Source organism: Kribbella voronezhensis (assembly GCF_004365175.1).
Classification (GTDB): domain Bacteria; phylum Actinomycetota; class Actinomycetes; order Propionibacteriales; family Kribbellaceae; genus Kribbella; species Kribbella voronezhensis.
In genome coordinates this window covers 5812323-5835740 of record NZ_SOCE01000001.1, presented here as the reverse complement: position 1 = coordinate 5835740, position 23418 = coordinate 5812323, and the positions used below count along the sequence as shown (strand labels likewise).

Sequence of the window (23418 nt, the reverse complement as noted above, 5' to 3'; positions counted from 1 at the left end):
GCAAGGTCAGCCGGGTGATCCCGACCCCGACGAAGGTGAGGTCAGCCGGGTGATCCCGACCCCGACGAAGGCGAGGTCAGCCGGGTGATCCGGCCGCGAGGTCAGCTGCGGCCAGCTCAGGCCGGGGTGATCCAGCCGTAGCCGCCGTCCTCCAGACGAACGACCTGGAGGCCGGCGGCCAGTCGGCGTACGTCATCGGTTTCCAGTACGGCGGGCGCCGGGCCCGCCACGTCGAGCACGATCGCGGCGGCGCCCTCCTGGATCGCGGCGGTCGCCACCAACTGCGCCTGAGCCGGCATCGGCCGGGCCTCCGGACTCCACCGGGCGAGGCTCTCGGTGCCGCTGAACGCCAGCAACGCGTTCCGCCCGTCCTGGCCCTGGAGCAGCGCGACGGCCATGTCGGAGGTCTTGTCGTGCGCGAGCCCCTGCTCGTCGTACTCGACCTCGCCCAGCATCGCCACCACCGGCACCAGCAGCCGCGCCTTGGTCAGCGCGAGCAGAATCGCTCCCTGATCGCGCTCCACCAGCGCCTGACCGAGCGCGGGGTCAGCCGACCCGTCGTCGTTGTCGAACCCGGTAAAGGCCAAGCGGCGTTCTGGTTGCACCGGCCCATTGTCCCCGGAGCGTGGTTTCAGGGTGGCGTCAGGGCTGTTCCCCTCTTGGTTCCTGCCCTTCCTGTGCGAGCCTGGGTATGTGCCTGACTTCAACGATGTGACGCTGCTGCCGCTGTGCGCGGGCCTGACGCTGCTCGGCCTGATCGGCTCGTGGATCGCCTGGCGACGGCGCGGCTTGGCTGCCGGGACCCGCGGGGTGGCCTGGTCGCTGCTGCCGGTCTCGCTCTACATGACCGGCCTGCTGAAGCTGCTGTGGGACATCGTGAAGTCCGCCGTCACCTGGGTGACGCACCTGATCTTCTCCCCCACCGTCTGGGCCGGGGTCGCGCTGTTCGGCGTCTCGGTGGTCCTGTACGTCGTGTCCGGCGTCGCCCGCGGACGCGGCGGGGAGAAGGCGCCCAAGAGCAAGCCCGCCTCAGCCACCGCCGGTGAGCTGACCTCCACCGGGCCTGCCCCCGCCTCGGCCTCCGCCCCTGCCGGCAAGCCCGCCAAAGCCCCCAAGGCCAAGGCTTCGAAGCAGGAGTCGTCGGAGTTCGACGAGATCGAGGACATCCTGAAGCGCCATGGAATCAACTGACCGCCTGACCAGCGAACCAGTCGCCAACACTCCCCTGACCTTTGACAGCCTGCTCGACCACGTCCAGGCCGCTCCCGCCCGGCTCGGCCGGACCCGGCTGATCAGCGTGGACGGCCCGGCCGGCTCAGGCAAGAGCACCCTCGCCGGCCGGATCGCCGCCCGGGCCGAGGCCCGCGACCTGCACACCCTGGTCGTGCACATGGACGACCTGTACGACGGGTGGGACGGTGCCGTCCGTGGCTTCGGGCTGCTCCGCGACCACGTGCTCAAGCGGCTCGCGGACGGCCGCGAAGGACGCTACCGGCGCTACGACTGGAACCTCGGCGCGTACGCCGAACTGCACATCGTCCCGGCGACCCTCGATCTGCTGATCGTCGAGGGCGTCACCGCGGCCGATCGCGACGCCGACCCCTGGCAGTCACTGCGGGTGTGGATCGAGACCAGCAACGAGGTCCGGCTGGACCGCGGCATCGCCCGCGACGGCGAGGCGCTGCGCGACCGCTGGCTGGACTGGATGCGCTGGGAGCGCGACCACTTCGCGGCCGAGAACACCCGCGCCCGGGCCAACGTGGTCGTCGACGGGTCCCCCGAGACACCGCACGACCCCGAACTGGAGCTGATCGCCAAGGTGATCAACCTCCCGCACGACTCCGCCGCCTCCTGAACTCGTCGTGTCCGGCACGTGGCCGGGGCGGACAGCGGCGGTCGCTGTGGGTAAGGATGGGTCCATGAGCGTTTTGCCGTCGGGCGAGCAGTGGACCATCCGGGCCGGTGGATACACCGGGACGGTGGTGAGTGTCGGAGGCGGTCTTCGCGGGCTCGCCTACGAGGGACGCGAGTTGCTGCTCGGGTATCCCGAGGACCAGGCCGCGCATGCCGGGATCGGGCAACACATGTTCCCCTGGCCGAACCGGATCACCGACGGGAAGTACACCTTCCGCGGCGCGGACCAGCAGCTCTACCTGAGCGAGCCGGCTCGTTCGAACGCGATCCACGGGCTGACCCGGTGGGCGAACTGGGAGCGCGTCGACGACGGCATCGACGAGTCCGTCGTCGAGGTGGCGCACCGGCTGCACGGCCTCCCCGGCTACCCGCATCAGCTGGATCTCGCGATCACCTACCGCCTCGGCGACGAAGGGCTGACGGTCACCGCGAAGGCGGCGAACATCGGCGCGAGCGACGCGCCGTACGGGTACGGGACCCATCCCTACCTCAGCGTCGGGCGGAAGATCGACGAGTGCGAGCTGGAGTTCAGCGCCGAGAAGTGGCTCGAGGTGACGCCCGACCGGTTGAGCCCGATCGGTACGGCGCCGGTCGCCGGGTCGCAGTACGACTTCGGCAAACCACGGCTGCTGCAGGATCTGGAGATCGACAACGCGTTCACCGGGTTGCCGCCGGTCTGGTCGGTGACGCTGACCGATCCCGACAGCGGGAACCGGGCGGTCCTGACCAGCGACACGAAGTGGATGCAGCTCTACACCGGGAGTGCGATCGGCCGGGCCGCGCTGGCGGTCGAGCCGATGACCTGTCCCCCGGATGCCTTCGTCAGCGGGGACGACCTGATCGTGCTGGTGCCGGGCGACGAGCACAGCACGACCTTCACGGTCAGCTGCTAGCGCCCGCCCCGTGCGCGCGGGCGACCGAGGCCAGTTGCTTCGCGGCCGCGCTCGCCCGGCCGCCTTCGGACGCCTGCACGGCCAGTACGCCGAGTCGGTTGCCGTCGGCATCGAACAGCTGGAGCCACGGGTCGCCCGGGTTGAACCGCAGCGCCTTCACGTCGGTCCAGGCGAACCGGTACGACTTGAACACGTTCCGCACCTCGACCCGGTCCTCGTACGCCGTGACGCGGACGGTGCCCATCCGGTAGAGCAGCCACAAGATCACGCCGAAGAACACCAGCAGCGTGAGCCGCTGGAACCAGCTGAAGGTGGCCCGGGACTCGTCGTCCAGCCGGAACCAGATCACCCCGAAGACGGCGACCATGCAGACCCCCATCACCGCCGCCATCATCGCGATGATCCACGGGTGGAAGGTCCACAGCGACGGCTTCGGGGTCATGGCCTCAGATCCGGCAGGCGTGGATGTCGGTGGTGAGGATCGCGCGGGCGCCGAGCTCCCAGAGCTGGTCCATGATCCGCTGTGCTTCGGCCCGGGGCACCATCACGCGGACGGCGACCCAGCCTTCCCGATGAAGGGGTGACACCGTCGGCGACTCGAGCCCCGGCGCGACCGCGTTCGCGGCCTCCACGGCCTCGGCACGGATGTCGTAGTCCATCATCACGTAGTTGCGCGCGACCAGGACACCTTCGAGCCGGCGGACCAACTGCTCCATCGCGGCCGGCTGCTGTACCCCGTGCCGCCGGATCAGGACCGCCTGGGACTTGAGGATCGGCTCGCCGAAAACCTCCAGGCCGGCCTGGCGCAGCGTCGTACCGGTTTCGACCACGTCGGCGATCACGTCCGCGACACCGAGCTGGACCGCGGACTCGACCGCGCCGTCCAGCCGTACGACGGACGCCTGGACGCCGTTCTCGGCCAGGTGGTCGGCGAGGATGCCGGCGAACGAGGTGGCGATCCGCTTGCCCTCGAGGTCCTTGACCGACTCCGCGACCCCGGCCCGGCCGGCGAACCGGAAGGTCGAGCCGCCGAAGCCGAGTTCCATGATGATGTCGGCGTCGGCGTGCGAGTCGAGCACCAGGTCCCGCCCGGAGATGCCGACGTCGAGGGTGCCTTCGCCGACGTACACGGCGATGTCGCGGGGGCGCAGGTAGTAGAACTCGACGCCGTTGTCCGGGTCGGTCAGGGACAGGTCCTTGGTGCTCCGGCGCTGGCGGTAGCCCGCCTCGGTCAGGATGTCGATGGCGGCTTCGCTCAGCGAGCCCTTGTTCGGTACTGCGACGCGCAGCATGGCACTAGCCAATCTGTGAGAGGTGAACCGGTGATCTGTAGCCGCTCCTACAGATGTCGGTACACGTCGTCGAGGCTCAGGCCGAGCGCGTGCATCATCACCTGCGCGTGGTAGAGCAGCTGGCTCAGCTCCTCCGCGGCCCGCTCCTTGCCCTCGTGCTCGGCGGCCATCCAGGACTCGGCGGCCTCCTCGACCAGCTTCTTGCCGATCGTGTGCACACCGGCATCCAGCGCTGCCACCGTGCCGGAGCCCTCCGGACGGGTCAGCGCTTTCTCGCCCAGCTCGGCGAAGAGTTCGTCAAAGGTCTTCATCGCTGGACCAGCCTAGAGGTCACCCGCCCCGGGGCTGCGGTCAGGTCTCGTCTACCGGACCGGCCGCACTCGCGGCGGCCAGGGATCGAGGCGGCGAGTGGGCGTCGACGTACCACGTATGGCGCTCCCGCAGCAGCCTGCGCGCCATGGCGTGATCCAGCCCGTCCTCCTCGGTGCGCAGGTGGAACGGCGGCGGGAAATAGCAGTCGCCGAGCAGCATCACCCCGGCATCCGGAACGGTGACGACGGTCGAATCCGGCGCGTGATTCCCGCCGACGTGCCGCACCTGTACGCCGTACGCGAGCTCGAGCGTGTCCTCGAACGTGCGGTGCGGCAGGACGATTCTGAATCCGTCCCACTCGGGCATCGCCAGCGCGCGGGCGCGGAAGCTCGGGCCGAGTCTGGGGTTCTTGGCGACCTGGTCGCGGAGGTATTGGTGGCTCCAGGGTCGTTTCGCCTCGGCGCTGAGCAGGTCAGTGGCCGACGCGTGGGCGATGATCTCGACGTCCTCCCAGGCGCAGGCGCCCCAGGTGTGGTCCCAGTGGTGATGGGTGTGGACGAGGGTCGTCGGGTACGGCAGGCCGGCTTCGGTGATCGCCTGCTGGATCTCGCGGGCGTGCGCCGGGCTGTTGCCCGCGTCGACCAGGATGCTGCCGTCGCCCCCGGTGATCAGGGCGACCGACGCGCGGACGGCGGCGGGGTCGGGATCGTGGGGGTAGAGCCACACCCGGCCGTTGACCTGCTGCAACTTCTCGACCATTTGGCAGACGATAGCTGCCATGCCGACAAGAGTTCGCTCGCTGGGGATTGTGCCCGGCAGCTTGGAGACCGGTCCGTTGAACGCCATCACCGATGTTGCGGGGGTGCTGGTCGGTCACACGACGATCGACGACGGTGCTGACCTGCACACAGGCGTCACCGCGATCGTCCCGCCCGGGTTCGGCGGCGGAACGGCCGGGTCCCGCGGCGGCTCGGCCGCCCTCGGCGCGCTGCCCGCGGCGATCGCGGTGGGGAACGGGTACGGGAAGCTGGTCGGGTCGACCCAGGTGGATGAGCTCGGGGTTCTGGAGACGCCGATTCTGTTGACCGGGACGCTGTCCGTGTTCCGCGTTGCGGATGCACTGGTGAGCTGGTTGCTCGAGCGCGATCCTGAGGCGACCAGCTTGAATCCGGTCGTCGGAGAGACGAACGACGGCTTCCTCTCCGACATCCGCCGCCGCCCGATCACCGCCTCGCACGTCTTCGCCGCCCTCGACAACGCTTCGGCCGACCTGCCCGCCGAGGGCTGCGTCGGCGCCGGCACCGGTACGGCCGCACTCGGTTTCAAAGCCGGCATCGGCACCTCGTCCCGATCAGTCGGGGACGGGACCGTCGGCGTGCTGGTCCAGAGCAACTTCTCCGGCACGCTCACCGTCCTCGGTACGCCGGTGCCCGCGGCGAAAGCAGTCGGTACGCCGGGAGGCAACTCCTGCATGATCGTGGTCGCCACGGATCTCGCGCTGGATGCCCGCCAACTCGGCAGGGTCGCCCGGCGGGCCGTCTTCGCGATGGGCCGGGTCGGTTCCGACTACGCGCCAGGCAGCGGCGACTACGCGATCGCCTTCAGTACGGCGGCTCAGCGCTCAGGGTCCTTCGCGGAGACCGGACTCCGCGAGGTCTTCCAGGCAACGATGGAGGCGACCGAAGAGGCCCTGCTGAACTCGCTCACGATGGCCCACACCGTCACCGGCTTCCGCGGAAACACCCGGTACGCCGTACCGCTCGACCTCGTCAAGCTCGCTTCCGGGTGAGGCCGGCCACGATCAAGGAACCGAACGCGGCGATCGCTGCCACTGTCCGGACCACATGTGCGATCTGCCAGTGATCACGAACTGTTGCCCAGTCCGACGGTGGGCTCTGCACCGACCAATCTGCCTGATCGCCGTTGATCGGAAGGTTGACGGCGAGTGTCACCGCGAAAACGACGACCAGCAAGGCCAACGCCACCAGCAGCCACCGATTGTTGCCGCGAGCAAGGATGGCGACCACGGCGGTGCTGACCAACGCCGGGATCAAGGTGGCCGAGGCCAGCTTGTCGAGGGAATCCAGCTCGATCAGCCGGACTTGCGTGTAGACGGAAGCATTGCCCGCGCGCAGGGAGTTCTCGAGGACGAGCACGCAGAGAAGGAAGCCGGAGAAGAGCCCGGTGAAGAGCAGGCCCACGCCACCAAGGACGACGGCTGCCGGACGAGACGTCGTACGGGGTTGGTCGACGGTTGTCAGGGTCATTTCAGTAGCCGGCACTGACGGGCTGGTTGATCATCGCGGGGTCGTCGATAGCGGCGAGCATCAGGTGGGCGACGTCGGCTCTGGAGATGCTGTAGGTCCGCGGAACGGTGTCGCCGACCGACACGCGGTACTTGCCGGTCAGGGGCTTGTTGGTGAGTTTGGGTGGCCGGACGATGGTCCACTCGGTCGAACTGCTCATGATGTCGGCCTCCATCACCCGGAGGTCGGCGTACACGTCCGCCGCGAACGCGTTGATCATCGGCAGCACCACGCGACGGTTGAGGAAGCTCTCGTCCGGCGGCACGGGGCCGAGCGGGATCGCGCTCACCGCGACGAACCGGTCCACGCCGGCCGCGGCCATCGCCGCGAGGATCGAGCGGGTGCTGGTGCTCGCGACCGGGCCGGCCTTGCGACTGCGCGCACCGACGCCGGAGACGACCGCCGCGCTGCCGTCGAGAGCGGGCCGGAGCAACTCCGCCTCTTCGAGGCCGGGCACGCGCAACACCTCCAGCGAGGGATGCCTGACGTCGTACGTCGACGACTCGCGCACCACCGCGACGACCTTGTGGCCGGCGGTCAGCGCCTGCTCCACCACGTGGCCACCGATCCCGCCGGTCGCGCCGAAAACCGTGATCTTCATCGGGTACCGTCCTTCATGTCGGCTGCAACTCATATAATACGGGAATCATAATATATGGAACCGAGAGAAAATAGTGAGCTACGTCTCCGGCGCCGGGCCGGGGCGGCAATCAAGGCCGCCCTGCGCGACCTGCGCGTCGAGCTGGCGCTGCTGAACCACCAGGTCGGCGGGCGGCTGGCGCTCAAGGACATCGACCTCGACTGCCTGGACGTGCTCGCCCAGAACGGTCCGCTCACCCCGAGCGCCCTCGCGCGGCAGGTCGGACTGCACCCGGCCACGCTGACCGGGATCCTCGATCGGCTCGAGCGTGGTGGCTGGATCGCGCGGGACCGCGCTTCCACCGATCGGCGCAGCGTCAGCATCCGGGTGCTGCCCGACCGCAACCGTGAGGTCTACAGCCTCTACAGCGGCATGAACAGCGCCCTGAACGAGGTGTGCGCCGACTACACACCGGCGGAACTCGAGCTGATCACCGGCTTCCTTCAGCGCAGCGCCGACGCCGGCCGCGCCTCCGTGGAGAAACTGGGTCAGGACTCGTAGAGCTGGATGATGTCGTGCGCGAGCCGGGTCAGCTCAGCGCGTAGTTCAGCCGGCTCCAGTACTTCGAGGTCGGCGGCGAAGCGGATCAGCTGGGTGGCGGCGTTCGGGATCGACTCGATCGGGACGGAGACCGTGACGCTGCCGTCCTCGGCCGGCTCCGCGCCTGTGTCAGTGATTGCCTTGAGCAACAGGGTTGCGGAGAGATCGACCAGTCGCCGCACCAGCGCGGGGGCGATCCGGACGTGTGCGTGGCCGGTGAACCGGCGTTGCTCGAACTGGTCGAGATGGTCCTGCCAGTACTTCGCGAGGTCGAAGGCCGCGGCCCGGGTGAAGGTCTCGCCGGTGCTGGTGAGTTCGAGGATGTTGGAGACCCGGTAGGTCCTGATCGAGTTCCCGGTCGCCGAAGCCGCGACGTACCAGCTGCCGTTCTTGAGCACGAGCCCGTACGGCGACAGGGTGCGCTCGACTTCACGGGGTGCTTCCCAGCGACGGTAGAGCACCTTGATCTTCCGGTCGTGCAGGACCGCCTCGGCGATCGCGGCGAGATGCGGCGAGTCCTCCGCATCTCGGTACCAGGCGGGGACGTCGAGGTAGAAGCGGTTCTTCAGCCGGCCCGCGCGGTCACGTTGGTCGGGTGCTAGCGCAGCTAGAAGTTTTAGCTCTGCTCCGCTGGTCTGCTCGGTCAGTCCGAGCGCGGCGGCCGGTCCGGGCATGCCGACCATGAAGAGGGCTGCCGCCTCCTGCTCGGTGAGGCCCGTCAACTTCGTCCGGTAGCCGTCGACCAGCCGGTATCCCCCGGCCCGCCCCTGGTCGGCGTACACCGGAACGCCCGCGGCGGCCAGTGCTTCGACATCGCGGTAGATGGTCCGCAGCGAGACCTCCAACTCGTCGGCCAACTCCCGCGCGGTCAGTCGCCTGCGGGTCTGGAGCAACAGCAGGATCGACAGCAACCGGCTTGAACGCATGGTTCGAGACTAGTTCTAAAGGCTGCCATTCACTGTCAGGTTTCCGCGAGAAGGTCTGGTCATGACCACAGCGACCAAACTGACCAGCGACTTCGATTTCCTCACCGGGCACTTCGACGTCGTCAACCGCGTCTTGACGGCCTCGGGCGACTGGGAGGAGTACGCCGGCACCTGCACCGGCCGCACCCATCACAACGGGGCCGTCAGCATCGACGAAGCGCGGTTCCCGAGCAAGGCGTCGTACGGGCTGTCTCTGCGGCTGTTCAATCCGGTCGAGAAGGACTGGACGATCTACTGGGTGAACAGCACGACCGGGAAACTCCAGCCGCCGGTGCGTGGCACGTGGTCCGACGGCACGTGCACTTTGTACGGCGTCGACGAGGTCGACGGGCAGGAGATCCCGGTGCGACTCACCTGGTCGGACATCACCGCCGAGACTGCTCACTGGGAGCAGGCCTACTCGGTGGACGGGGAGTGGCAGACGAACTGGACGATGGACCTCACCCGGCGGTCGAGTGAGCCGCCTGCGCTGGATCTCCCGAAGGTCACCGGCGACTTCGACTTCTTCGTCGGCGAGTGGAACGTGCTTCACCGGAAGCTGGACAAGCCGCTGACCGGGAGTTCCGAGTGGAGCACCTTTCCGGGAACGTCCAGCTGCTACACCCTCTTCAACGGTGCCGTCTGCATCGACGAGACCTTCTTTCCCACCAAGGACTTCGACGGCCTGACCGTGCGGCTGTACGACGTCGAAGCGGGTGCGTGGGCGATCTACTGGGTGAACAGTTCACGGGGCATCCTCGAGCCGCCGGTGTACGGCGGTTTCGGGCTGGACGACGTCGGCATTCTCGAAGGACCGGATCAGCACGAAGGCCGGCCGGTGGACGTCCGGTTCCGCTGGACGAAGGGCGACGTACCGGTCTGGGAGCAGTTCTTCTCGGCCGACGGGAGCGAGACGTGGGAGAGCAACTGGACGATGACGTTCTCACCGCGGAAGGTGACGAGCGACTTCGACTTCCTCAACGGGTACTTCGATGTGGTGCACCGCCGGTTGACCAAGCCGCTGACCGGGAGCGACGAGTGGGAAGAGTTCGAGGGGACGTGCAGCGCGCGGACGCATTTCGACGGGGCGATCAGTATCGACGAGATGCAGTTCCCGAGCAGGTCGTCGTACGGGATGTCGGTGCGGCTGTTCGATCCGGTGCAGAAGGACTGGACGATCTACTGGATCAGCAGTACGACGATGGAACTCAATCCGCCCGTGCGAGGTCGGTGGTCAGGCGACAGTTGCTGGCTGACCGGCGAGGAGGAGTTCGACGGGAAGCCGATCCTGGTCAGCTATGCGTGGTCGGACGTCACCGAGACGACGGCGCATTGGGAGCAGTCGTTCTCCGACGACGGCGGCAAGAGCTGGGAAGTCAACTGGACAATGGAATTCACCCGCCGCTCGACCGAGCCGCCTCGGGTGGACACGCCGAAGCTGACCGGCGATTTCGACTTCCTCGTCGGGAGCTGGGACATGCACAACCGCCGCCGCAAGCCGGCGCTGGGCGAACCGGCCGAGTGGTACGAGCTGGACTCCCGGATGGAGGTCCACAGCTACTTCGACGGCGCGATCAGCTTCGACGAGGGCTGGTTCCCGACCGAGGGTTTCCGCGGCGCCACCCTCCGCCTCTACAACCCGGTGTCGAAGACGTGGTCCATCCACTGGATCAACAGCCAGCGCGGCAAACTCGAAAGCCCTGTCGTCGGCTCCTTCACCGACGGCACCGGCATCTTCGAAGCCCCCGAACTCTGGGAAGGCCAGGAAATCCTCGTCCGCTTCACCTGGACCCCAGGCCAGAACAAGGCCGCCTGGGAACAGTCCTTCTCAACAGACAACGGCCAAACCTGGATCCCCAACTGGCAAATGACCCACACCAGAACCAAGTAGACCGCGGATCGCCACCACTGATCAGTGTTGGCGATCCACCGGGATTCCAGCCGAAGAACCCCGTAAGCCCGGTCAGTGAGGCGCTGAGAGCAACCTCAGGCCTCCTGCTATTTCTCTTTCCTTCTTGTCTTTGGTGTTTCTTTCAGTTCTGTTTTACAAGGCGCGGGCTGCGATCAGGGTGGCGAGGGCTGCTTGGGTGGATTCGTAGCCCTTGTCTTCTCGGGAGTCCGGGAGGCCGGCTCGGTCGAGGGCCTGGGGGTCGTTGTCGCAGGTGAGGAGGCCGAAGCCGACCGGTACGCCGGTGTTGACGGAGACTCGCATGAGACCGTCGGTCGCCGCCTGGCAGACGTACTCGAAGTGCGGGGTGTCGCCGCGGATGACGACGCCGAGGGCAACCACGGCGTCGTACCCGCTGCGGGCGGCGTGCAGGGCCGCGACGGGAAGCTCGAAGGACCCGGGCACCCGGATCACCTTGTAGTCGGTGACGCCCGAGTCGGCCAGCGCGCGTTCAGCGCCGGCGACGAGCGCGTCCGTCACCGTCGGGTGCCACTGCGCGGCGATCACGGCGACCCGGACACCTTCCGCGCGCGGGATCTGAATCCTGGGTGCTCCGCTTCCCGACATCAGTTGGCTCCGTTCTCGTCCGTGCCGGTGGGCAGGTGGTGGCCCATCCGGTCGCGCTTGGTCCGCAGGTACCGCAGATTGTGTTCGGTCGGATCGATCGAGATGCCGCGGCGCTCGACCACGTCGATGCCGTAGCCCTGGACGCCGGCCAGCTTGTCGGGGTTGTTCGTCAGCAGCCGCACCGAGGTGATCCCCAGGTCGGCCAGGATCTGCGCGCCGGTGCCGTAGTCACGAGCATCCGCTGGCAGTCCGAGATCGAGGTTCGCGTCGACCGTGTCCCGGCCCGCGTCCTGCAGTTCATAGGCCTGCAGCTTGTGCAGCAGCCCGATCCCGCGCCCCTCGTGCCCACGCAGATAGACCACGACGCCGCCCTCGGCCGCGACCTGCCGCATCGCCTCGTCCAACTGAGGACCACAGTCACACCGCAGCGAACCGAAGACGTCACCGGTAAGGCATTCAGAGTGCAACCGCACCAATGTCGGCCCATCGCCGAGCTCGCCCCGGACCAGCGCCAGCTGCTCCGACCCGTCGACCGTGTTCCGGTAGCCGTGGGCAACGAAGTCGCCGTACTGCGTGGGCAGCACCGTCGTGGCGACTCGCTGGATCTGGCTCTCGGTCCGGCGCCGGTAGCGGATCAGGTCCTCGATCGACACCAGCACCAGCCCGTGCTCGTCCGCGAACGTCCGCAGATCGGCCCCGCGCTTCATCGTCCCGTCGTCGTTCACCAACTCCGCGATCACCGCGGCCGGCCGCAACCCGGCGATCCGGGCGAGGTCGAGCGACGCCTCGGTGTGCCCAGGACGAACCAGTACGCCGCCCTCGCGCGCCCGCAGCGGGAAGATGTGCCCAGGCTGCACCAGGTCATAGGACTCCGACGCCGAATCGGCCAGCACCCGGATCGTCCGGGCCCGGTCGGCCGCCGAGATCCCGGTCGTCACCTTGTCGCGAGCGTCGACGGAGATCGTGTACGCCGTCCGCAGGCGCTCCCGGTTGTGCGGCGTCATCAGCGGGATCCCGAGCCGGTCCAGCTCGGCCGCCTCCATCGGGACGCAGACCACGCCCGAGCTGTAGCGGATCAGGAACGCGAGCAGTTCCGGCGTCGCCTTGGACGCGGCGAAGACCAGGTCGCCCTCGTTCTCCCGGTCCTCGTCGTCGACCACGATCACCGGCCGGCCCGCCCGGATCTCGTCGACGGCGTGCTCGATCGTGTCGAGTTTCAGCACTTCACCCATGTCAGCCCACCACTACCGGTTCAGGCGTGGCGACCGCCGCGCGATTCTGGATCCGCCACCAGGAGGCGAACCCGAGGACACAGAACAGTCCGTACACGACGTACATCGTCGCGGACGGGTAGAACTTGGCCTGCACGAGCAGCGGTACACCGACCACGTCGACGGCGATCCAGACCAGCCAGAACTCGACGAACCCGCGCGCCATCCCGTACGTCGCCAGGATCGACCCGGTCAGGATCCACGCATCCCACTGCGGTCCCCACGAGCCGAGCGCCTTCAGCACGGGGTACGCGATGGCGTAGAGCACGACGGCCACGCCGAGCAACTCGAGCCGCTCGCGGCCCGAGGCCCACCGCGGCTGTACGCCGGTGCCCGCGCCGCTGTGGCGGGTCTGGTACCAGCGGTACCAGCCGTAGAGGCTGACCAGCGCGAAGAACACCTGGCGGCCGGCCTGGCCCCAGAGATCCTTGTCCTGCGGGGTGTCGAAGAGCCCGCCGACGAAAACGGTGAACAGCAGCACGTTGCCGACGATGCCGACCGGCCAGGCAGCCACCAGCCGGCGCATGCCGAACAGGGCGCTCGCCAGTCCGAAGACGTTCCCGACGATCTCCCGGACCAGGACCGGCGAGCCGCCGATCGTCACCTGGGAGTGCAGCAGCCAGTCCATTATTTGCCTCCAGCAACGAGTAGCCGCTCGACGTACTTGGCGATGACGTCGACTTCGAGATTCACCGTGTCCCCGACCTGGTTGCGGCCGAGCACGGTCAGTTCCAGCGTGGTCGGGATCAGGCTGATCCCGAAGGTTCCGGTGGCGTCGTCCACATCGGTGACGGTCAACGACACTCCGTCGACAGCGATGGAGCCCTTCTCCGCGACGTACCGGAGAATCTCCGGTGGGGCGGCGATCCGGACCACCTCCCAGTGCTCGGCCGGCTGCCGGCTCGCGATCGTGCCGGTGCCGTCGACGTGCCCCTGGACGATGTGGCCGCCGAGTCGCGCGTGCGCCTGCACCGCGCGTTCGAGGTTGACGGACGAACCCTTCTCGACGGCGCCGAGGCTGGTGCGCTTGAGGGTCTCGCGCATCACGTCGGCGGTGAAGGTTCCGTCACCGTGCTCGACCACTGTGAGGCAACAGCCGTTCACCGAGATCGAGTCGCCGTGCCCGGCGTCCTGCGTCACCAGCGGAGCCCGGATCGTGAGCCGGGCGGCGTCGCCGTCGAGCAGGTCGAGGGCCTCGACCGTGCCGAGTTCTTCGATGATGCCGGTGAACATCAGTTCCCTCCCAGGGGAGTCAGGGTGAGCCGGACGTCGTCGCCGAGACGCGTGACGTCCGCCAGGTTGAAGCGCCGGAGCTGGTCGATAGATTCCGCACCGAGATCCCCGACGGCCGAGAAGCCCGATCCGAGCATCGCGGGCGCGACGTACGCGACGATCTGGTCGACCAGGCCGGCGCGGAGGAACGCGGCCGCGAGCGTCGGTCCGCCTTCGAGCCAGAGGTGGCGAATCTGGTGATCGTCGAGCTGCCGTAGTACCTCGGCAGGGTCGTGGGTGGGCAGCAACAGAGTCTCGGCGCGGTCATTGCGGACCCGCGCGGTCGGCGGGATCGGGCGGTCGCCGACCACGACCCGCAACGGCTGCCGCGAGGCCGGTACGTCGTGCTCGTCGCGGACCGTCAGCTCGGGATCGTCGTCGAGGACGGTCTGCGTGCCGACAGCGATGGCATCGCACTCGGCCCGCTTGCGGTGCACGTCGGCGCGGGCGAGTGGTCCGGTGATCCACTTGCTCGACCGGTCCGGCGCCGCACTCCGCCCGTCGAGCGTCGTCGCGAATTTCCAGGTGACAAACGGCCGACCGGTGCGGACGCTGTGCAGCCAGACCTGGTTCACCGCTTCGGCCTCGTCGCGGAGGACGCCCTCTTCGACGACGATGTTCTTGCTCCGCAGCTTCTCCCCGCCACCGGATGCCTGCTTGTTCGGGTCCGGTACGGCGTACACGACCCGGCTGATGCCGGCCTCGATCAACGCGTCGGCGCACGGCCCGGTCCGGCCGGTGTGATTACACGGCTCCAGCGTCACGTACGCCGTACCGCCGCGTGCCTGCGAGCCCGCCATCCGCAGGGCGACGACCTCGGCATGCGGACCGCCGGGGTAGGCGTGGAAGCCCTCGCCGACCGGATGGCCGTCCCGGTTCGTGATCACACAGCCGACGACCGGGTTCGGGTGCGTGCTGCCGATGCCGCGCGCGGCGAGCTCGACGGCGCGACGCAACCACGCGCTGTCGATCGGCGAGACGTTCTTCACTGACGGGTCCCTCGTTGTCACGGACGCGCCCGGGGCCATGACAACCGGCGTGCACGATCCGGACCCCCGGTCGCGCGCAGCCTTCGGGGCCGCGTCGTCCGGACGCCGGAGCGCTCCCGCCGATCGCGTGCGCCTCCCATCCGGACTTTCACCGTCGGTCCCGGAATTCCACCAGGTCAACCGGCCGAGAAACAGCCTCGGCCGGGTCGCGGACTATCACCGCCGGCTCGGAATTACACCGACCCCGGAGCACGCGAGTGGGTTCACTCGTACCCCAAGTGTGCCACTGCCCCGCAACCAGTCCAGGACCCAGGTCACATCCTGGTACGCCGAGCAGTCCCCACGCAGCTCGTTCCTCGCCGCTCCCACCCACCCCAAGTCGCCGCTCCTCCGTCGCGGCTCACCGGGTGCCCGGCTGAGGCAGTCGTACCGGCGCACGTTCAAACCCAGGCCACCCCGCGCGCCGGGGAAGAGCTCGAGGCGTGGGCCCTCGAGAAGCGCGGCTCCGAGGACATCGACCGGCTGAGCAGCTCCGACGACCCGCCACCACCCGGCGCGACGCTCGCGCCAAGATGCGCCTCCTGCGTTCGGCTCCCGGGGCTGATATATCACAAGCCGAGTAGACATTCGGGTGGCGTCTCAGGCGGTGTCGGTGGGGAATTGGTTGCCTGGTCGCGGCGTTAGCGTCGGGCGGTGGGTCACCCCCACGCCTTCCGGTTCACCAGTTCTAAGGAGACATCTGTGCGCGCCTTCAGCGCTCTTCGCCGGCTTGCTGCGCTCGGTACGGCCGTCACCCTGGTCGTCGCGCTGGCTGCCTGCGGTAGCGACGACAAGTCCTCGGGCGGCCCCGATCTGGGCCTGCTGCAGGCCGGCACGCTCCGGATCGGCACGCTCACCGACGCGCCGCCGAACGTGTACGTCAAGGACGGCAAGTTCACCGGCTTCGACAACGACCTGATCACCGCGGTCGCGGCGAAGCTGAACCTCAAGCCGGAGTTCGTCGGCACCGACTTCTCCGCCCTGCTGTCGCAGGTGAACGGCGGCCAGTTCGACCTCGGCAGCTCGTCGATCACGATCACCGAGGCGCGCAAGAAGACGGTTGCCTTCAGCAATGGGTACGACTTCGGCTACCTCGGCCTGAACACCACCAAGACGTCCGGCATCACCTCGTTCGACCAGCTCGCCGGTAAGCGCGTCGTCGTCGTCCAGGGCACCGTCCAGGACGACTACGCCACCAGCAAGAACCTGAACCCGGTCCGCGTGCCCAACTACAACGCCGCGGTCGGCCAGCTCAAGGCCGGTACGGCGGACGCCTGGATCTCCCCCGCCGAGATCGGCGAGAAGATGGCCAAGGAGCAGGGCGGCGGCGTGGTCATCCTGGCCGCGAAGGAACTCAGCTCCGCGCCGACGGCGTACGCCGTTGCCAAGAGCAACGACAAGCTGCGCGAGGCCGTCAACAAGGCGCTCGACGAGGTGATCGCCGACGGCACCTGGACCAAGCTCGTCCAGCAGTACTACCCGGGTCGCGCCGTCCCGGCGTCCTTCAAGCCCGGTAGCGGCACCGTGAAGTTCACCCCGCCGTCTGCCGGCTGATGGACATCTGGTCCACGCTGAACGACACCTTCCTCGACTGGGAGTCGATGAAGGCGGTCCTGCCGGAGATGCTGAAGGTGGGACTCGTCAACACCCTCGTCCTCGCCGCCGCCTCGGTCGTGCTGGGCACTGTGCTCGGCATGATCGTGGCGGTGCTGGGGCTGTCCCGGCGACGCTGGTTGCGCTGGCCCGCCAAGATCTACACCGACATCTTCCGGGGCCTGCCCGCGATCCTGACCATCCTGCTGATCGGTCAGGGCCTGTCCCCGATCACCCGGCACTGGTGGGGCCCGAACCCCTACCCGCTGGGGATTCTCGCCCTTTCGCTGATCGCCGCCGCTTACATCGGCGAGATCTTCCGCTCCGGGATCCAGAGCGTGGAGAAGGGCCAACTCGAGGCCGCCCGGGCGCTCGGGTTCAGCTACACCTCCGGGATGTCGCTCGTCGTCATTCCGCAGGGCGTACGACGGGTGCTGCCCGCGCTGGTGAACCAGTTCATCGCGCTGGTCAAGGAGTCGAGCCTGGTCTACTTCCTCGGGTTGCTCGCCAGCCAGCGCGAGTTGTTCCGGATCGGCCAGGACGCCGCGGCGACCAACGGCAACCTTTCGCCGTTGCTGCTGGCCGGCCTGTTCTACCTGGTCATCACGGTGCCGCTGACGCACCTGGTCAACTACTTCGACAAGCGGCTGCGCGAAGGCCGCCCTGCCGAACCCGAGGTCGAGGAGCTCGTCCATGCCGACCACCGGTGAACCTGTCGCCGTGAAGGCAGCCAGCCTGGAGCTTGCCGGCATCGAACTTGCCTTTGGCACCAACAAGGTCCTGCGCGGCGTGGATCTGGCAGTGCCGGCCGGGCAGACGGCCTGCGTGATCGGGCCGTCCGGGTCGGGGAAGTCGACGTTGCTCCGGGCCACCAACCGGCTGCTCGAACCCGACGCCGGCGACATCGTGCTGGGCGGTTCGTCGGTGCTGAAGAGCAACCCGGACGAGCTGCGGCGGCGGATCGGGATGGTGTTCCAGCACTTCAACCTGTTCCCGCACAAGACCGTGCTGGAGAACATCACGCTGCCGCTGCGCAAGATCAAGAAGCTCGGCAGCGACGAGGCGGGCGTGGCCGCGCTCCGGCAACTGGACCTGGTCGGGCTCCGCGAGAAGGCGTCGGCACGGCCGGGGAATCTGTCCGGCGGTCAGCAGCAACGGGTGGCGATCGCGCGGGCGCTGGCGATGGAACCCGAGGTGATGCTGTTCGACGAGGCGACGTCGGCGCTCGACCCCGAACTGGTCAAGGGCGTCCTGGCACTGATGGCGGACCTCGCGTCGGCGGGCATGACGATGGTCGTCGTCACTCACGAGATGGGGTTCGCCCGCCAGGTCGCCGACCAGGTCGCCTTCATGGACCGCGGCGTCGTCGTCGAGTCCGGCCCGCCGGAGAAGCTGTTCACCGCCGCCCGGTCCCCCCGGCTCCAGCAGTTCCTGTCCCAGGTGCTCTAGCTTTTCGGCGGGATCGCGCGGATGGTGGAGGTGATGCTTGTCGACACCTGGGGTGCTGATGATGCGAAGTCCTCGGTTGAGCGGCCGTCACCCATTGCGGGTGGCGGTGGTCGTCCTCGCGCTGCTCGGCCCCCTGCTGGTGGTGGGTTGCACTCAGCCCACGGACGCGGTCACCGCATCCGCTGGGTCGGGCCAAGCGGCGGCCGCGTCGAAGTACGTGATCCTGACCTTTGACGACGGGCCGTCGCCGTACACGGCGAAAGTGCTGGCGATCCTGCACGCGTACGGCGTCAAGGCAACGTTCTTCGAGCTCGGCCAGAACGTGGCGCGGTACCCGTCACTGACCCGGCGGGTCTACCTGGCCGGGAACAGCGTGCAGAACCACACCTGGGACCATCGCGATCTGCGGAGGGTTTCCTGGACCACCTTCAAGTCCGAAGTACTGAACACCGATCGGGTGATCCGGGCACAGACCGGATACACGCCACGTTGTCTCAGGCCGCCGTACGGCGCGGTCAACAGCCTGACGTACCGGCGCGCCGCGAGCCTCGGCAAGACGGTCCGGTTGTGGACCGTCGATCCACGCGACTGGTCGCGACCCGGCACGTCGGTGATCGTGCGCCGGGTGCTCGCGAACGTCCGCAACGGCTCGGTGATCCTGCTGCACGACGGTGGCGGTAATCGCAGCCAGACGGTCGCGGCGTTGCCGACCATCCTGCGGACACTGAAGGCTCGCGGATACGCGTTCTACACCACGTGGTGCGGTTAGGACAGAGCGGAGATCAGCGGAACGACGTCGGCGATCGAGTTGACGATGCGGGTCGGTCGATAGGGGAACCGCTCGACCTCGTGGTCGGCGGTCGAGCCGGTCAGCACGAGCACGCTGCGGAGGCCGGCTTCGAGACCGCTGATGATGTCGGTGTCCATCCGGTCGCCGATCATCACCGAGGTCTCGGAGTGCGCCTCGATCCGGTTCAGGGCGCTGCGCATCATCAGCGGGTTCGGCTTGCCCACGAAGTACGGCGCTACGCCGGTGGCCCGGGTGATCAATGCCGCGACCGAGCCGGTCGCGGGCAGCGGACCCTCGGCGGACGGGCCGGTGGGATCGGGGTTGGTCGCGAGGAATCTGGCGCCGTCCGCGATCAGCCGGATCGCGCGCGTGATCGCCTCGAACGAATACGTCCGCGTCTCCCCCAGCACCACGTAGTCCGGCGCCCGCTCGGTCAGCACGTAACCCACCTCGTGCAGTGCGGTCGTCAGGCCGGCTTCGCCGATCACGTACGCCGTACCGCCGGGCCGTTGATCGTCGAGGAACTGCGCGGTCGCGAGGGCGGACGTCCAGATCGCCTGCTCGGGCACGTCGATGCCGCCGGCCAGCAGCCTGGCGCGCAGGTCCCGTGGCGTGAAGATCGAGTTGTTGGTCAGCACCAGGAACTTCTTCCCGGACTCCTGCAGGGTCGAGATGAACTCACTCGCCCCCGGAATGGCGCGCTCCTCGTGGACGAGCACCCCATCCATGTCGGTCAGCCAGCTCTCCACCGGCTTGTGCTCGGTCATGCGGTCGCCGCCTCGGCTAGGGTGCGGAGGTGGTTGACCATCTCGTTGGGGTTGTCGGCGGAGTAGACCGCGGAACCGGCGACGAAGACGTCGGCGCCGGCTTCGGCGCAGCGTTCGATGGTTTCGGCCGAGACGCCGCCGTCGATCTCGATCCAGATGTCGAGGCCGTGCTTGGTGACCAGGTCACGGGTCCGGCGGATCTTCGGCAGCACGACGTCGAGGAACTTCTGGCCGCCGAAGCCCGGCTCGACCGTCATCAGCAGCACCATGTCCAACTCGGCGAGCATGTCCTCGTACGGCTCGATCGGGGTGGCCGGCCGCAGCGCCATCGCCGCGCGGGCACCCTTGGCCCGGATCTCCCGGGCGGTCCGGATCGGCGCCCGGCAGGCCTCGACGTGGAAGGTGACGCTGGACGCGCCCGCCTCGACGTACCCCGGCGCCCAGCGGTCCGGGTCCTCGATCATCAGGTGGCAGTCGAGCGGCTGCTCGGCCGCCTTCGCGAGCGCCTCGACGACCGGCATCCCGAGGGTGAGGTTCGGGACGAAGTGGTTGTCCATCACGTCGACGTGCAGCCACTCGGCGTCGGAGACGGCCTTGGCCTCGTCGGCGAGGTGCGCGAAGTCGGCGGTCAGGATGCTCGGCGCGATCTGGATTCCCATAAGGATCCGGAGTCTACCGACGGTCCGTCAGCCGGCCGACGACCTGGTCGACCGTCTCGACCGCGGTCACCCCGGCGGGCAGCGGCGGCCGCCTGATCACCACCACGGGGATCCCCAGCGCCCGGGCCGCCTCCAGTTTGGCCGAGGTCATCGGCCCACCGCTGTCCTTGGTCACCAGTACGTCGATCCGCCGGTCCCGCAGCAGTTCCAGCTCATCTTGTACGGCGTAAGGCCCGCGATCGAGCACCACCTCGCACCACGACGGCACCGGCTCCGGCGGGTCCACACAGCGCGCCAGCATCCACACTCCCGCACTCGCGCCGGCCTCGGCAGCGCGATCGGGAGCGGCCGCGTCCCGCTCGGAAGTCTCCTCCGGAGGCACCGCGGCTGCGGCGAAGGCGTGGAGGCCCTGACGGCCGATTGTCACGAATGCGCGCTTTCCCAGCCCTGGCAAGATCCGGGCGGCTTCCTCCGGCGTGTCGACCCAGGCCCACCGGTCACCGGCCTGCTCGCGCCAACCCGCGCGCCGTAGTACGAGCAACTCCACACCCGCCAGCCGTGCCGCCTCGGCCGCGTGCTCGGTCATCGTCGCCGCGAACGGATGCGTCGCGTCCACCACGACATCGATCTCGTGGGCCTTCACCCAGTCGACGAGACCAGCGACGCCGCCGAAGCCACCCTGGCGTACGGCTCCTTCCGGCAGCCGGGCCTCGGTGGTTCGGCCGGCGAGCGACGACACGACCGAAAGGCCCGGCTCCCTCGCAAGCAGCTCTGCCAGCCGGCGCGCCTCCCCGGTCCCCCCGAGCAGCAGGATCTTCACCGTTGCCGGGTGGTCGAGTAGAGGTGGGAGTCGGGAAAGTTGTCGGCGGCAAGGACCTGGCCGACGATGACGACCGCCGTCCGACGGATGCCGGCCTCGCGAACCTGGGCGGCAATGGTTTCCAGCGTGCCGCGGAGGATCACCTCGTCGTCACGGGAGGCGCGAGCGACGACCGCGGCCGGGCAGTCGGAGCCGTAATTGGGGGTGAGTTCGTCGACGAGGCGCTCGATGTGCTGGACCGCGAGGTGGAGGACGATCGTCCCGCGGCTCGCCCCGAGCGTCGCGAGATCTTCGCCGGGTGGCATCGCGGTCGCCCGCGCGGCGATCCGGGTGAGGATGACCGTCTGGCCGACCTCGGGCACGGTGAGTTCGCGCCGCAGCGAGGCGGCGGCCGCGGCGTACGCCGGTACACCGGGCGTCACGTCGTACGGGATCCCCAGGGCATCCAGGCGGCGCATCTGCTCGGCCATGGCGCTGAAGACGGACGGGTCGCCGGAGTGCAGGCGGGCGACGTCGAGGTCTGCCTCGTGGGCCTTGGTGAGTTCGGCCAGGATCTCGTCGAGGTCGAGGTTGGCGGTGTCGATCTTGCGAGCCGCCGGCGGGCAGTGGTCGAGGAGTTCGACGGGGACGAGCGCACCGGCGTACAGGCAGACGGGTGAGGACGCGATCAGGTCGCGCCCGCGAACGGTGATGAGGTCGGCCGCTCCCGGCCCGGCACCGATGAAGTGGACGGTCATTTGGTGAGACTCCAGATCGTGACGGGCATCGCGGGGCGCCAGCCGGTCATCCCGCCGACCGGCGAGGCCCGCTGGACATCGAGGCGGACGAGGTCGCCGCCCAGTTCGGCGTACCAGCGGGCGATGAGCGCCTCGGTCTCCAGCGTCACCCCGTTGACGACCAGCCGCCCGCCCGGCTTCAGCGCCTCCCAGCAGGTCTCGATCATCCCCGGCGCGGTCGCTCCGCCACCGACGAACACCGCATCCGGCGACTCCAGTTCGGCCAGCGCTTCTGGCGCCTTGCCGACAACAGTCCGTACTACGACGCCCAGCGTCGCCGCGTTCCGCTCCAACCGCTCGGCGCGCTCCGGATCCCGCTCGATCGCGACCGCGCGGCAACTCGGGTGATGCCGCGACCACTCGATCGCAATACTTCCCGCCCCGCCGCCCACGTCCCACAGCAACTGCCCGGGCACGGGCGCGAGCCGCGACAACGTCACCGCGCGGACCTCCCGCTTCGTCAACTGCCCGTCACTCTCGTACGCCGAGTCAGGCAGCCCGGGAGCCGTCGACAACACCGGCCCGTTCTCGCATTCGATCCCGATCACGTTGAGCGCGTCCACCTCACCGGCCCACTCCGCGGCCTTCGTCGTCCGGACCCGCTCGTCGGACGACCCCAACTGCTCCAGCACGGTGAACCGGCTCCCGCCGTACCCGCGATCGGTCAGCGCCTCCGCGACCTCGGCCGGAGTATGCGCACCCCAACTCAGTACTACGAGTCGCCGGCCGGGCTGGATGTGCGAGTGCACCAGTTCGAGCGGATGCCCGACCAGGCTGATCACCTGGACCTGGTCCTGCGGCCAGCCGAGTCGCGCACAGGCCAGCGAGACGCTCGAAGGATGCGGGATCACCTTCACCGCGTCCGCACCGAGCAGCCTTGTGAGCGTCGTACCGATGCCGTGGAAGGTGGGGTCGCCGCTTGCCAGCACACAGATGCGCCGACCGCGGTGAGCCTGGAGCAACCCCGGCAGGGACTCGGACAACGGGGACGGCCAGGCGACCTGCTCCGCCTTGCCGTCCGGGACGAGCGCGAGCTGACGGGCACTGCCCATCAGCACCTCGGCCTCGGCGATCTCCGCGCGAGCGATCGGCGCGAGCCCGTCCCAGCCATCGGCTCCGATTCCGACGACGGTCAGGTCAGACACGGCCGAGCACCTTGGTGACGGTGATCTCGATGACCACGCGCTGCGGATTCTCGCGCGGCTGGCGGTAGCGCTCGGCGTACCGGCGGACGGCGTCGGCGACCCGCTCGGGATCTTCGCTCACCACCGCCCGGCCCTCCAGCGTCGACCACATCCCGCCTTCGACCTGGGTGACGGCGACCGAGGCCTCTCCCATCGCCTTGATCTGGCGAGCCTTGTGCGAACTGCCCGAACAGATCACGCGCGCGATGCCGGTTTTCGGGTCGAGCGTTACGCCCACCATCACGGCGTGCACGGTGCCGTCCGCGCGGACCGTACTGAGCACTGCCAGCCGCCGTTCGGTCCAGAAGTCGACGAACTCACCGGACCGCTCGCTCAGGGGCTGTTGCACGGACCGATCGTAGACAACCACGAGTTTGGACTCGATTTGGGAACGCTCCCACTGAACTCTTGACAGCCTTTCCGACTGCCCTG

At 68.6% G+C, this 23418-nt stretch carries 29 protein-coding genes and 1 riboswitch; of the genes, 10 read left to right on the top strand and 19 right to left on the bottom strand.

Annotated elements, in window-relative coordinates:
* Positions 1-116: 116 nt before the first annotated feature.
* Entirely contained in the window at positions 117-605 is a 489-nt protein-coding gene (locus EV138_RS27245) for an SseB family protein (RefSeq protein ID WP_112243568.1), read from the bottom strand.
* 88 nt (positions 606-693) lie between these two features.
* Between EV138_RS27245 and EV138_RS27240 the strand changes: the two genes are divergently transcribed.
* From EV138_RS27240 to EV138_RS27230, 3 genes are all read left to right on the top strand, one after another.
* A complete protein-coding gene (locus tag EV138_RS27240) occupies positions 694-1191 on the top strand; it encodes a hypothetical protein (protein WP_133981580.1) in 498 nt (165 codons plus the stop codon).
* Entirely contained in the window at positions 1178-1855 is a 678-nt protein-coding gene (locus EV138_RS27235; RefSeq protein WP_133981579.1) for a uridine kinase family protein, read from the top strand. The genes EV138_RS27240 and EV138_RS27235 overlap by 14 nt, the downstream gene beginning before the upstream one ends.
* Before the next feature lie 64 nt (positions 1856-1919).
* Positions 1920-2807 carry an aldose 1-epimerase family protein gene (locus EV138_RS27230; RefSeq protein WP_133981578.1) on the top strand — a complete coding sequence of 296 codons (888 nt, stop codon included), beginning with the start codon at positions 1920-1922 and terminating at the stop codon, positions 2805-2807.
* Here EV138_RS27230 and EV138_RS27225 read toward each other — a convergent pair.
* From EV138_RS27225 to EV138_RS27210, 4 genes are read right to left on the bottom strand one after another with little or no spacing between them, the layout of a single operon-like run.
* A complete protein-coding gene (locus tag EV138_RS27225; protein WP_133981577.1) occupies positions 2797-3249 on the bottom strand; it encodes a PH domain-containing protein in 453 nt (150 codons plus the stop codon). The two genes, EV138_RS27230 and EV138_RS27225, sit on opposite strands and share 11 nt — an antisense overlap.
* 4 nt (positions 3250-3253) lie before the next feature.
* On the bottom strand, positions 3254-4099 hold the full coding sequence (gene hisG, locus EV138_RS27220) for an ATP phosphoribosyltransferase (protein ID WP_133981576.1): 846 nt from the start codon (positions 4097-4099) through the stop codon (positions 3254-3256).
* Positions 4100-4146: 47 nt separating this feature from the next.
* Entirely contained in the window at positions 4147-4410 is a 264-nt protein-coding gene (locus EV138_RS27215) for a phosphoribosyl-ATP diphosphatase (RefSeq protein WP_020390973.1), read from the bottom strand.
* Between the two features lie 40 nt (positions 4411-4450).
* The gene (locus EV138_RS27210) at positions 4451-5170 is read right to left on the bottom strand and encodes an MBL fold metallo-hydrolase (RefSeq protein WP_133981575.1); all 720 of its coding nucleotides are present in this window, start codon (positions 5168-5170) and stop codon (positions 4451-4453) included.
* A gap of 19 nt (positions 5171-5189) precedes the next feature.
* Here EV138_RS27210 and EV138_RS27205 point away from each other — a divergent pair, with 19 nt between their 5' ends.
* Entirely contained in the window at positions 5190-6200 is a 1011-nt protein-coding gene (locus EV138_RS27205) for a P1 family peptidase (RefSeq protein WP_133981574.1), read from the top strand.
* On the opposite strand, the gene EV138_RS27200 is transcribed toward EV138_RS27205, so the two are convergent.
* Entirely contained in the window at positions 6181-6678 is a 498-nt protein-coding gene (locus EV138_RS27200) for an anthrone oxygenase family protein (RefSeq protein ID WP_133981573.1), read from the bottom strand. The two genes, EV138_RS27205 and EV138_RS27200, sit on opposite strands and share 20 nt — an antisense overlap.
* A gap of 1 nt (position 6679) precedes the next feature.
* A complete protein-coding gene (locus EV138_RS27195; protein ID WP_133981572.1) occupies positions 6680-7318 on the bottom strand; it encodes an NAD(P)-dependent oxidoreductase in 639 nt (212 codons plus the stop codon).
* Between the two features lie 54 nt (positions 7319-7372).
* Between EV138_RS27195 and EV138_RS27190 the strand changes: the two genes are divergently transcribed.
* Positions 7373-7858: a MarR family transcriptional regulator gene (locus EV138_RS27190; protein ID WP_133981571.1), complete on the top strand. Its 486-nt coding sequence runs from the start codon at positions 7373-7375 to the stop codon at positions 7856-7858.
* On the opposite strand, the gene EV138_RS27185 is transcribed toward EV138_RS27190, so the two are convergent.
* On the bottom strand, positions 7846-8823 hold the full coding sequence (locus EV138_RS27185; RefSeq protein ID WP_133981570.1) for a helix-turn-helix transcriptional regulator: 978 nt from the start codon (positions 8821-8823) through the stop codon (positions 7846-7848). The two genes, EV138_RS27190 and EV138_RS27185, sit on opposite strands and share 13 nt — an antisense overlap.
* 61 nt (positions 8824-8884) lie before the next feature.
* On the opposite strand from EV138_RS27185, the gene EV138_RS37725 reads away from it, so the two are divergent.
* Positions 8885-10753, top strand: a complete 1869-nt coding sequence (locus EV138_RS37725) for a hypothetical protein (protein WP_202866836.1) — start codon at positions 8885-8887, stop codon at positions 10751-10753.
* Positions 10754-10906: 153 nt separating this feature from the next.
* On the opposite strand, the gene ribH is transcribed toward EV138_RS37725, so the two are convergent.
* The 5 genes from ribH to ribD are packed head-to-tail and all read right to left on the bottom strand — an operon-like array spanning position 10907 to position 14909.
* Positions 10907-11377, bottom strand: a complete 471-nt coding sequence (gene ribH / locus EV138_RS27170; RefSeq protein ID WP_133981569.1) for a 6,7-dimethyl-8-ribityllumazine synthase — start codon at positions 11375-11377, stop codon at positions 10907-10909.
* Positions 11377-12609 carry a bifunctional 3,4-dihydroxy-2-butanone-4-phosphate synthase/GTP cyclohydrolase II gene (locus tag EV138_RS27165; RefSeq protein ID WP_133981568.1) on the bottom strand — a complete coding sequence of 411 codons (1233 nt, stop codon included), beginning with the start codon at positions 12607-12609 and terminating at the stop codon, positions 11377-11379. Before EV138_RS27165 ends, ribH begins: the two co-directional genes overlap by 1 nt.
* Before the next feature lies 1 nt (position 12610).
* Positions 12611-13276, bottom strand: a complete 666-nt coding sequence (gene pnuC, locus EV138_RS27160) for a nicotinamide riboside transporter PnuC (RefSeq protein ID WP_133981567.1) — start codon at positions 13274-13276, stop codon at positions 12611-12613.
* Positions 13276-13881: a riboflavin synthase gene (locus tag EV138_RS27155; protein ID WP_133981566.1), complete on the bottom strand. Its 606-nt coding sequence runs from the start codon at positions 13879-13881 to the stop codon at positions 13276-13278. Before EV138_RS27155 ends, pnuC begins: the two co-directional genes overlap by 1 nt.
* On the bottom strand, positions 13881-14909 hold the full coding sequence (ribD, locus tag EV138_RS27150) for a bifunctional diaminohydroxyphosphoribosylaminopyrimidine deaminase/5-amino-6-(5-phosphoribosylamino)uracil reductase RibD (protein ID WP_133981565.1): 1029 nt from the start codon (positions 14907-14909) through the stop codon (positions 13881-13883). Before ribD ends, EV138_RS27155 begins: the two co-directional genes overlap by 1 nt.
* Positions 14910-15033: 124 nt before the next feature.
* A riboswitch (FMN riboswitch) is annotated at positions 15034-15165 on the bottom strand.
* Between the two features lie 485 nt (positions 15166-15650).
* On the opposite strand from ribD, the gene EV138_RS27145 reads away from it, so the two are divergent.
* From EV138_RS27145 to EV138_RS27130, 4 genes are all read left to right on the top strand, one after another.
* Positions 15651-16502, top strand: a complete 852-nt coding sequence (locus EV138_RS27145; RefSeq protein WP_133981564.1) for an ABC transporter substrate-binding protein — start codon at positions 15651-15653, stop codon at positions 16500-16502.
* Positions 16502-17251 carry an amino acid ABC transporter permease gene (locus EV138_RS27140; protein ID WP_133981563.1) on the top strand — a complete coding sequence of 250 codons (750 nt, stop codon included), beginning with the start codon at positions 16502-16504 and terminating at the stop codon, positions 17249-17251. The genes EV138_RS27145 and EV138_RS27140 overlap by 1 nt, the downstream gene beginning before the upstream one ends.
* Positions 17235-17990 (top strand): amino acid ABC transporter ATP-binding protein, encoded by a 756-nt coding sequence (locus tag EV138_RS27135; RefSeq protein ID WP_133981562.1) that lies wholly within the window; start codon positions 17235-17237, stop codon positions 17988-17990. Before EV138_RS27140 ends, EV138_RS27135 begins: the two co-directional genes overlap by 17 nt.
* A 100-nt stretch (positions 17991-18090) precedes the next feature.
* Positions 18091-18759, top strand: coding sequence for a polysaccharide deacetylase family protein (locus tag EV138_RS27130; RefSeq protein ID WP_238158376.1), 669 nt, complete (start codon positions 18091-18093; stop codon positions 18757-18759).
* Here the strand turns inward: EV138_RS27130 and EV138_RS27125 are convergent.
* Genes EV138_RS27125 through EV138_RS27100 form a run of 6 tightly spaced genes read right to left on the bottom strand, consistent with a single transcriptional unit; the run spans position 18756 to position 23335 of the window.
* A complete protein-coding gene (locus EV138_RS27125; RefSeq protein WP_112243601.1) occupies positions 18756-19547 on the bottom strand; it encodes an HAD-IIA family hydrolase in 792 nt (263 codons plus the stop codon). The two genes, EV138_RS27130 and EV138_RS27125, sit on opposite strands and share 4 nt — an antisense overlap.
* Positions 19544-20206 carry a ribulose-phosphate 3-epimerase gene (gene rpe / locus EV138_RS27120; RefSeq protein WP_133981560.1) on the bottom strand — a complete coding sequence of 221 codons (663 nt, stop codon included), beginning with the start codon at positions 20204-20206 and terminating at the stop codon, positions 19544-19546. The genes EV138_RS27125 and rpe overlap by 4 nt, the downstream gene beginning before the upstream one ends.
* Before the next feature lie 13 nt (positions 20207-20219).
* Positions 20220-21026, bottom strand: a complete 807-nt coding sequence (locus EV138_RS27115) for a precorrin-6A/cobalt-precorrin-6A reductase (protein WP_133981559.1) — start codon at positions 21024-21026, stop codon at positions 20220-20222.
* Positions 21023-21763, bottom strand: coding sequence for a precorrin-4 C(11)-methyltransferase (cobM, locus tag EV138_RS27110; protein ID WP_133981558.1), 741 nt, complete (start codon positions 21761-21763; stop codon positions 21023-21025). Before cobM ends, EV138_RS27115 begins: the two co-directional genes overlap by 4 nt.
* Positions 21760-22947: a precorrin-6y C5,15-methyltransferase (decarboxylating) subunit CbiE gene (cbiE, locus tag EV138_RS27105; protein WP_133981557.1), complete on the bottom strand. Its 1188-nt coding sequence runs from the start codon at positions 22945-22947 to the stop codon at positions 21760-21762. The genes cobM and cbiE overlap by 4 nt, the downstream gene beginning before the upstream one ends.
* Entirely contained in the window at positions 22940-23335 is a 396-nt protein-coding gene (locus EV138_RS27100; protein ID WP_133981556.1) for a pyridoxamine 5'-phosphate oxidase family protein, read from the bottom strand. Before EV138_RS27100 ends, cbiE begins: the two co-directional genes overlap by 8 nt.
* Between the last annotated feature and the right edge of the window lie 83 nt (positions 23336-23418).